The following is an 8,612-nucleotide window of genomic DNA, read 5'->3' as shown; positions in this document are numbered from 1 at the left end:
ATCAGGTGTATGCGGATTTCACCGAGAAGGCGGCTGCCGATCGCGGGATGCCGGTCGAGCGGCTGCGCGACGTTGCCCGCGGACGCGTTTGGACGGGTGCCGACGCGCTCACGCGCGGCCTCGTCGACCGGCTCGGAGGCCTCGAGGAGGCTGTCGAGCTCGCCTGCGAGCGCGCCGGCCTACGACGCGACGACGTCGACGTCCGCACGCTGCCCCACGTCGGCATCCTCCAGCGGCTCCGGCCGCCGGAGTCCAGCGAGCGCCCGGCCTCGGCGTACGTGGAGCCGCGCGGCCAGTCGCTGCTCGCCGGCGCCCTCGCCGCGCTCGGCCTGCCTCCCGTCGGCGGCGTTCTCACGCTGCCCGTGGTGTGGGAGCTGTCGTGAGCCGCGCCTGCCGCCGGCGAAGCCCCGCCTCAGAGACCGGTCTTCGTCAAGGGGAGCGAGTGCCGAATCTGTGCCACTCGATCCCCAGGCTCGTCAGGAAGCAAACGCGGCTGGCGTCGCTTCGACGATCCACTGGGGTGTCTCGACCAGCGGCGGAGCGTCGACGATGAACTCGACGTAGCGTCGGCGTGCTTCGTCTGGGTCGAATCCGAAATGGGCGAGGATCTCGCTCACGCGGAGAAAGCGAGGCGCGCGGACGAGCCCGGCGGTGGCGGGGAAGCTCGTCCAGTGAGCGTCGTACGGCGAGGCGCACACCCCTGCCTCGACCGGATTCCGCACGACGTAGCGGAGCGTCCAGAGGAACTGCTGTTCGCTCGTCTGGAGCACCGCGCCGAAGTGGGCTGCGAATACATGGGCCGTTCGACGCCAGCGTCGATCGAATCGAAATGCGTAGCGCTGGTTGAGTCCTTGCATGAACCGCGAGAGGCCGGCTTCAGGGCAGCGAAGGATCCCGTGCCAGTGGTTTGGCATCAGCGACCAACCGAAGCAGTCGAGCCTGTGCTTCTCGATTGCCGCTGCGAATAACGCGTCGAACTCCGTGTAGTCGCCGTCGTTGAGGAAGATCGCCTGGCGGTTGCTCCCACGCGCGAAGAGGTGGTAGATCGCTCCCTCGATCCAATTTCGTTTGGGCGTCGCCATCCGTTCACCATACAGGCAACAGCGAGCTCGACGGCCGCTGTGGAAACACCGGCACTGAATCGACACAGTTCGGTGTTGACAGAAACCGGTCTCTGAGGCCGGTGTCGAACGACGTCACGCCAGCGGCGGCGGCATCCCGACCTGCTCGTCGGCCGCGGTGCGCGGGCCGGGGAGGGTCGGGAAGCGGAAATCGATCGGCGAGCGTCCCGGTTGGACAACCCACGCATGACCCGTCTCGCCGGACTCGAGTGCAACCCATGCCGCTTCGGCGACGTCGGCCGCGGTCAGCAGCGGGAACCCGGCGTCCTCGAGCGCCGAACGGGCCGCGCCCGCGACCATCGGAGTGTCCGCGAAGCCCGGGCAGATGGCGTTGATCGCGATGCCACGGGCTCCCAGTGCCGGCGCGACGCTGCGGACGAAGCCCACGACAGCGTGCTTCGTCAGCGCGTAGACCGGATCGTCGGGCACGGCCGTCAGGCCCGCGAGCGAGGCGGTGCACACGATCCGGCCCCCGGCGGGCATCACCCGTGCGAGGTGACGAACGCCCAGTACGACGCCGTCGACGTTCACCGCGATCGCCCGGCGGTAGCCGTCGAGCGCAAGTAGCGCCGGGTCGGCCTCCCCGCCGAGGACGCCGGCGTTGAGGCAGGCCACGTCGACCGGCCCGACGGCCTCCCAGTGCTCCGAGTCGGAGACATCGAAGCCCGTCACGAGATCGAGCGACTCGACCTCGAGCCCCTCGGCCCGCAGCCGCGACACGAGCGCGGCGCCGATCCCCGACGCACCGCCGGTGACGAGCGCGCGTTTCACGGGACGAGGACGACCTTGCCCGTCGACCGCCGCTCGGCGACGAGTCGGAGTGCAACGTCGGCCTCGGCGAGCGGGAACGTCGACCCGACGACCGGCGAGACGTCGCCGGCCATCCATCGCCCGAGTACCTCGCGGGCGGCCTCCTGCACCGCTCGAGGCCGGAGCTTCATGAAACGGCCGAGATAGAACCCTGCGATCGAGGCGTTCCGTCCGACGAGCAGCGCCGGGTCGACCGGCTGCCAGGCGCCGCCCGCGAAGCCGATGCCGACGATCGTCCCGAGCGGCGTCAGCGCCTTGAGGGCCGACGCGAACAGCTCGCCGCCGACCTGGTCGAGGATCACGTCGAACGGGTCGAGGCTCGCGACCTCGTCATAGGTGACGGCCGCGGCCCCGAGCTGCCGGACGTGCTCGAGCTTCTCGGCGGAGCCCACGGCCCCGACGACATCGGCGCCGAGCGCGCGGGCGACCTGGATGCCCGCGCTGCCGACGCCGCCCGCGGCGGCCGTCACGAGGACGCGCGAGCCGGGCTCGATGCGAACCTGCCGCGTGAGCGGGATCCAGGCCGTCAGGAATGCCAGCAACAAGGCCGCGCCTTCCTCGAACGACCCCGACTCGGGCAGGTCGAACAGCCAGTCGTCGTCCGCCACCGCCTGCTCGGCGTAGCCGCCGCCGTCCTCCCGGACGAAGCCGATCACGCGGCGGCCGTCGTCCGTCACGCCCGCGATCTCCGAGCCCGGCACGAAGGGCAACGGGGGCGCCTGAGGGTAGCGGCCCTCGCGGATCAGCACGTCGGCGTAGTTGACGCCGGCTGCGCGCACATGCACGAGCGTCTGCCCTTCGCCCGGAACCGGGTCCGGTACCTCGCGCAGCTCGAGCCGCCGCTCCTCGTCGAGGACGACGGCCCTCACGCGGTCACCGGCCGGCTCACCGCCCGGTGAACTCGGGCGGACGCTTCTCGATGAACGCGGCGACGCCCTCGGCGCCGTCCTCGGAGCGCAGGCAGCGGACGAACCCGTCCGCCTCGCGTCGCAGCCCCTCCTCGAGCGGCAGGTCGCGCGTCGTCCGCGCCAGCTCTCTGAGGACGGCGACGGCGTGCGGTGACTGTGACGCGATCCGGCCCGCCACCGCCAGCGCTGCGTCCTCGAGCTCTGCGGCCGGGACGACCTTCTCGACGAGGCCCCATGCGTGGGCGGTGGCCGCGTCGACGAAGTCCCCGGTCAGGTTGAGGAACATCGCGCGCCCGTGCCCCACGAGGCGCGGCAGCCGCTGTGTGCCGCCGCCCCCGGGGATCAGGCCCAGCTTGATCTCGGGCTGGCCGAGCGTCGCGTCGTCGGCGCAGATGCGCACGTCGCAGCACATGGCGAGCTCGAGGCCACCGCCGAGGCAGTACCCGCGGATCGCGGCGACGAACGGCGTCCGCGCAGCGTCCATCCGCCGGCCGACCTGCTGGATCCCGCGTGCGGACCCGCCCTCGGAGGCCGACTCGCGCAGTGCGGGGAACTCCTTGATGTCGGCCCCGGCGACGAACGCGCGGTCGCCCGCCCCGCGCAGCACGATCGCCCGGACGGCGTCGTCCGTGTCGAGCTCCTCGAGCTCCGCCTCGAGCTCTTCGAGCAGGGCGGCGGAAAGGGCGTTCATCGGCGGGTTGTCGATCGTCACGAGGGCGACAGCATCGCGGCGCTCCGAGGCGACGTACCGACCCATGGACGACATCTAGCGCTGCTCCGCCGCGACGGCGGTGGAGAAGCGCTCTCGCAGCGCCGTCTTCCGGAACTTCCCGACGGCGGTCTTCGGGATCTCGTCCACGTACTCGAATCGGTCGGGCAGCCAGAACTTCGCGAACTGCGGGGCGAGGTGGTCGCGGAGCTCGGCGTCGGTCACCGAGGCGCCCTCGCGCAGGACGACGACCCCGAGCGGGCGCTCCGCCCACTTCTCGTCGGGAACGGCGATCACGGCGGCCTCGGCCACGGCCGGGTGTCCCATCAGCGCGTTCTCGAGCGCGACGGTGGAGATCCATTCGCCGCCCGACTTGACGAGGTCCTTCGCGCGGTCCTGGATCTCGACGTAGCCGTCGCGACCGATCGTGACGATGTCGCCCGTCCGGAACCAGCCGTCCTCGGTCCAGCGGTCGGCGGCCTCGGGCGCCTCGTAGTACGAGGAGGCGACCGACGGGCCGCGCACCTCCAGCTCGCCCATGCTCTCGCCGTCCCACGGCACGAGGCCATCGCCGCCGCGGGCGCGGATCTCGACGAACGGGATGGGCGGCCCCTGCTGGGCGCGCTTGTCGTACGCGGCGGCTCCGGACAGCCCCAGCTCCTGGCCCGGCGCGCCGGAGATCGTCCCGATCGGGGACATCTCGGTCATGCCCCAGCCGTGCGTGATGTGAAGGCCGTGACGCTCGGCGAACGCCTCGATCATCGCGCGCGGCGGAGCCGAGCCGCCGACGGTCATCGTCCGCATGCGCGAGAGATCCCAGCCGCCCGGGTTCGCATCGAGCGCCTGGAGGATCCCCATCCAGATCGTCGGGACGCCGGCGCTGACCGTCACCTGCTCGGACTCGAAGGCTTCCAGCAGGCTCAGGGGGTCGAGGTGCGGCCCGGGGAAGACCTGTTTCGCGCCGACGAGGGTGCAGCTGAAGGGGAAGCACCACGCGTTCGCATGGAACATCGGGACGACGGGAAGCACGGTGTCGCCCTCGGTGACGCCCAGCAGCGCGCCCGCGATCAGCGCATGGATCGCCAGCGCGCGATGCGAGTAGACGACGCCCTTCGGTTTGCCCGTCGTCCCGCTCGTGAAGCACATCGCGGCCGCCGCGCCCTCGTCGATATCGCGGTAGGCGAACGCCGCTTCGTCCGCCGAGGCCAGCAGCTCCTCGAAGTCGATCGCCCCGTCCGGCGTCTCGCCGTCCCCGACGGCGATCACGTGCTCGAACCCGACCCGGTCGACGAACTGCGCGGCGAGCGGCCACAGCACCTTGTCGGCGACGAGCACGCGGTCGCCCGCATGCGAGGCGATGTACGTGTTGTCGTCGGGGTGGAGGCGCAGGTTGAGCGTGTGCGTGACGAAGCCCCCGACGGGCGCGCCCACATAGGTCTCGAGGTGCTCGTGGTGGTTCCACATGAGCGTCCCTACCCGGTCGCCCTCCTCGAGGCCGAGCGTCCGCAGGGCCACCGCAAGCTTCTTTGCCCTCGACGCGAAGTCGCCGTACGTGTACCGGTGCCAGCTCTTGTCGGGCAGGCGGGAGACGATCTCGCGGTCGCGGTAGAGCTCGTCCGCACGGCGCAGGATCGCCGGCACGTTCAGCTGGTAATCCATCATCAACCCTTGCACAGAGATCTCCTCTCGCGAAGCGAGAATCCGCAGAAGCGGATTCTCGCCGCTTGATCCTCGCCTTCGGGGAGGCACATCCCTGAAGGCGCCCGCTTCGCAGTCGCGTTTCTCATGCTGTATCGAGCAGATGGTCGGCCACCTCGGCGCGCAGCTGGGCCGGGGACGCCTCCCAGGTCTGGATCCAGAGTGCGCGCTTGTACAGCCGGTGGAGCACGTGCTCCCACGTGAAGCCGATCCCGCCGAGCACCTGGATCGCGCGCTCGCAGGCGAGCACCGCCGCGTCGGCCGCGTCGGCCTTCGCCGCCGCTGCCGCCACGGGCGCATCCGGCTCGTCGTGCGCGACGCACCAGGCCGCCCACCAGGCGAGCGAACGGGCGAGCTCCGCGTCCGCGAGAGAGCTTGCAAGCGGGTGGGACACCGCCTGGTACGTCCCGATCCGACGCCCGAACTGCTCGCGCTCGGTCGCGTAGGCGACGGCGAGCTCGAGCGCGCGGGCTGCGACCCCCACCGCCTCGAGCGCGAGGATCGTCAGCGAGCGCGCGCGCAGCGCGGGCAGGAGCTCCGACGGGAAGAGGGCACGTCCCGCCTCGCCGCCCGACACGACCCCGAGCGGCCGCGACTCGTCGCTCGTGGCGAGCACCTCGCGGCCGGCGCCCTCGAGCTCCCACACCGTGTCACCACCCACGACGGCGACGTGCGTGGCGGTGTCGAGATCCGGGACGAGCGGCGCCAGCGCGAGCGTCCAGCTCCTCTCGCCCGCCGCGACGGCCGCCTGGTCCTCGGCCTGCAGGAATGGGAGCAGCGTGGAGGTCGACCACAGGGGCGCGTGCAGCAGCGCCGCACCCGCCGCTTCGTGGAGCACCGCCTCCTCGAGGAAGCCGAGACCCGCGCCGCCGTGCTCCTCCGCGACCGACGCGCCGGTCCAGCCGAGCTCGGCCAGCTGCGCCCACGTCGGCTCGGCCGTGTCGGCGAGGAACCGCCGCGCCTGGTCGCGGAGCTCCTCCTGCAGCGGCGTGAACGAGAGGTCCACGCCGCCTACCTCGACCTCGGCAGGCCGAGCACGCGCTCGGCGAGGATGTTGCGGAGGATCTCCGACGTGCCGGCCTCGATCGTGTTGCCGCGGCTGCGGAGCTGCTGCGTCGTCCAGTAGCCGCCGTAGGGGGCGTTCGGTGCCAGAAGCTGCGCGTCCGCGCCGAGCAGCTCGAGCGCGAGCTTCGTCACCCGCTGGTTTGCCTCCGACCACTGAAGCTTGAGGATCGAGCCCTCCGGCCCCGGAATGCCCGTCCGCTCGAGCGCGGACAGGGAGCGGTACGCGGTCACACGGAGCGCCTGCAGGTGGATCCACTCGCGCGCGATCGCCTCGCGTTGCGTCGGCGTCGCTCCCCGGTCGGCGGCGAGCGCGAGGAGCTTCTGCACCTGGACCTCGAGCCGGGCGACGAGCGCGAAGCCGAGCGTGCCGCGCTCGTGCAGCAACGTCGTCATCGCAACGTCCCACCCGCCGCCGACGTCGCCGATCACATTGTCCAGCGGCACCTCGACCCCGCTCAGGAAGATCTCGTTGAACTCCGACTCGCCCGTGATCTGTCGCAGCGGGCGCACGTCGACACCCGGAGCGTGCATGTCGACGATCACGTACGTGAGGCCGGCGTGGCGCTCAGAGGTGGGATCCGAGCGCGCGAGGAGGATGCAGAAGTCGGCGATGTGCGCGTACGACGACCAGACCTTCTGGCCGTCGAGGACGAATCGGTCGTCCTCGAGCCGTGCGGAGGTGCGCACGCCTGCGAGGTCCGAGCCCGCCCCGGGCTCCGAGAAGCCCTGGCACCAGATCTCCTCGGCGGCGAGCAGCGGCTGCAGGTAGCGCGCCTTCTGCGCCTCGGTACCTCGCGTGATGATCGTCGGACCGGCCATGCCCAGGCCGATCACCCCGATGTGCGGCGGCCCCTCGGCCCTCGCCTCCTCCTCGAGGTAGATCGCCTGGAACCGGGGCGACAGGCCTCGGCCGCCGTACTCCTCCGGCCACGAGATGCCGACCCAGCCGCCGTCGTAGAGCGCGCGGCTCCACGCCCGCACCTCGGGCCCGTCGAAGCGGGCGGCGCCACCGCCGTGGCCCCTGAGCTCGTCGGGAAGGTTCGCGTCGAGCCACGAGCGGACCTCGTCGCGGAAGCGGGCCTCCTCGGGCGTGTCGCGGAAGTCCACGGGCGCGATGCTAGAGCGTTTCGGCATGCACCGTCCGCCAGGCGCGTAACGGCGCCGCAACATGGGGGTAGGGGTCGCGGTCTACCATCGGGCAACGGGCGCGCCGCCCGCGGCCGCTCGCGTCCGACGTCGACACGAGGAGCACACATGTCCGCACCGGAAAGCGAGCCCACCGTCCCGGCGACCCCCGAGCGCGACACGGAGCAGCCGCGCGCGCTGCTCGAGGAGGCGCTCGTCGAGGTCAAGCGCGTGATCGCCGGCCAGGACGAGATGCTCGAGCGCGTCCTCGTCTGCCTCGTCGCCGGAGGCCACCTCCTGATCGAAGGCGTGCCGGGGCTCGCCAAGACGCTGACGATCAAGACGACCGCCGCGGTGCTCGGCGGCTCGTTCCGCCGCATCCAGTTCACACCCGATCTCGTGCCGTCCGACCTCGTCGGGACGCGGATCTACCGGCCGGACCTCGGGGGCTTCGAGACCGATCTCGGCCCGGTCTTCTGCAACTTCCTCCTCGCCGACGAGATCAACCGGGCGCCGGCAAAGGTGCAGTCGGCGCTGCTCGAGGTGATGCAGGAGCACCAGGTCACGATCGGCCACGACACGCACGTCGTTCCGAGCCCGTTCCTCGTGATGGCGACGCAGAACCCGATCGAGTCGGAGGGGACGTACCCGCTCCCCGAGGCGCAGGTCGACCGGTTCATGCTCAAGGTGCTCGTGGGGTACCCCGACCGCGACGAAGAGCTGACCGTCGTCCATCGCTCGCTCGAGGACCCGGTCGAGGTGCGCCAGATCCTGCCCATCTCCGACCTCGCGGCTCTCCAGGCGGGCGTCAAGGACATCTACGTCGACCCCGGGCTCGTCAGCTACGCGGTCAGTCTCGCGGCGGCCACGCGGGAGCCCACCACGTTCGGGCTCGAGGGCATCTCGGAGCTGGTGGCGTACGGAGCGAGCCCGCGTGGGCCGATCGCGCTCGTCCAGGCCGCCCGCGCGCTCGCGCTCGTCCACGGCCGCGACTACGTGATCCCCGGCGACATCCGCTCCCTCGTCAAGGACGCATTCCGGCATCGCCTCGTCCTCACGTACCAGGCGCTCGCGGAGGAGCGGAGCGCGGACGACGTGCTCGACGCCGTCATCGCCGCCGTCCCGCAGCCCAGGCTCGAGCTCGGGAGGCCAGCGGCAGCTTGACCCGCATGGACG

At 71.5% G+C, this 8,612-nt stretch carries 9 protein-coding genes; 2 read left to right on the top strand and 7 right to left on the bottom strand.

Going from position 1 to position 8,612, the window contains the following annotated elements:
• Positions 1-383: S49 family peptidase (locus tag VNM44_RS03920; protein ID WP_325622846.1), on the top strand; the 383-nt coding region annotated here is incomplete at its 5' end.
• 93 nt (positions 384-476) lie between these two features.
• Here the strand turns inward: VNM44_RS03920 and VNM44_RS03915 are convergent.
• From VNM44_RS03915 to VNM44_RS03885, 7 genes are all read right to left on the bottom strand, one after another.
• Complete coding sequence (locus VNM44_RS03915; protein WP_325622844.1) at positions 477-1,082, bottom strand: transposase; 606 nt, start codon at positions 1,080-1,082, stop codon at positions 477-479.
• Positions 1,083-1,196: 114 nt separating this feature from the next.
• Positions 1,197-1,892 (bottom strand): SDR family oxidoreductase, encoded by a 696-nt coding sequence (locus tag VNM44_RS03910; RefSeq protein ID WP_325622842.1) that lies wholly within the window; start codon positions 1,890-1,892, stop codon positions 1,197-1,199.
• Positions 1,889-2,800, bottom strand: coding sequence for a zinc-binding dehydrogenase (locus VNM44_RS03905; protein WP_325622840.1), 912 nt, complete (start codon positions 2,798-2,800; stop codon positions 1,889-1,891). Before VNM44_RS03905 ends, VNM44_RS03910 begins: the two co-directional genes overlap by 4 nt.
• A gap of 16 nt (positions 2,801-2,816) precedes the next feature.
• The gene (locus tag VNM44_RS03900; protein ID WP_325622838.1) at positions 2,817-3,596 is read right to left on the bottom strand and encodes an enoyl-CoA hydratase/isomerase family protein; all 780 of its coding nucleotides are present in this window, start codon (positions 3,594-3,596) and stop codon (positions 2,817-2,819) included.
• Positions 3,597-3,605: 9 nt separating this feature from the next.
• Positions 3,606-5,207 (bottom strand): long-chain fatty acid--CoA ligase, encoded by a 1,602-nt coding sequence (locus tag VNM44_RS03895; RefSeq protein ID WP_325622836.1) that lies wholly within the window; start codon positions 5,205-5,207, stop codon positions 3,606-3,608.
• 124 nt (positions 5,208-5,331) lie between these two features.
• Positions 5,332-6,252: an acyl-CoA dehydrogenase family protein gene (locus VNM44_RS03890; RefSeq protein WP_325622834.1), complete on the bottom strand. Its 921-nt coding sequence runs from the start codon at positions 6,250-6,252 to the stop codon at positions 5,332-5,334.
• 5 nt (positions 6,253-6,257) lie between these two features.
• Entirely contained in the window at positions 6,258-7,418 is a 1,161-nt protein-coding gene (locus VNM44_RS03885) for an acyl-CoA dehydrogenase family protein (protein ID WP_325622832.1), read from the bottom strand.
• 147 nt (positions 7,419-7,565) lie between these two features.
• On the opposite strand from VNM44_RS03885, the gene VNM44_RS03880 reads away from it, so the two are divergent.
• The gene (locus VNM44_RS03880; RefSeq protein WP_325622830.1) at positions 7,566-8,600 is read left to right on the top strand and encodes a MoxR family ATPase; all 1,035 of its coding nucleotides are present in this window, start codon (positions 7,566-7,568) and stop codon (positions 8,598-8,600) included.
• Positions 8,601-8,612 lie beyond the last annotated feature (12 nt).

It is taken from the genome of Gaiella sp. (assembly GCF_035558935.1).
GTDB lineage: Bacteria > Actinomycetota > Thermoleophilia > Gaiellales > Gaiellaceae > Gaiella.
The sequence above is the reverse complement of the archived record's forward strand: the minus strand, read 5'-3'. Positions and strand labels throughout refer to the sequence as shown.

Bases quoted from the DNA above. Each gene is read 5' to 3' on its own strand.
- VNM44_RS03895 (WP_325622836.1), bottom strand. From the start codon at position 5,207: ATGGATTACCAGCTGAACGTGCCGGCGATCCTGCGCCGTGCGGACGAG.
- VNM44_RS03900 (WP_325622838.1), bottom strand. From the start codon at position 3,596: ATGGGTCGGTACGTCGCCTCGGAGCGCCGCGATGCTGTCGCCCTCGTG.
- VNM44_RS03880 (WP_325622830.1), top strand. From the start codon at position 7,566: ATGTCCGCACCGGAAAGCGAGCCCACCGTCCCGGCGACCCCCGAGCGC.
- VNM44_RS03915 (WP_325622844.1), bottom strand. From the start codon at position 1,082: ATGGCGACGCCCAAACGAAATTGGATCGAGGGAGCGATCTACCACCTC.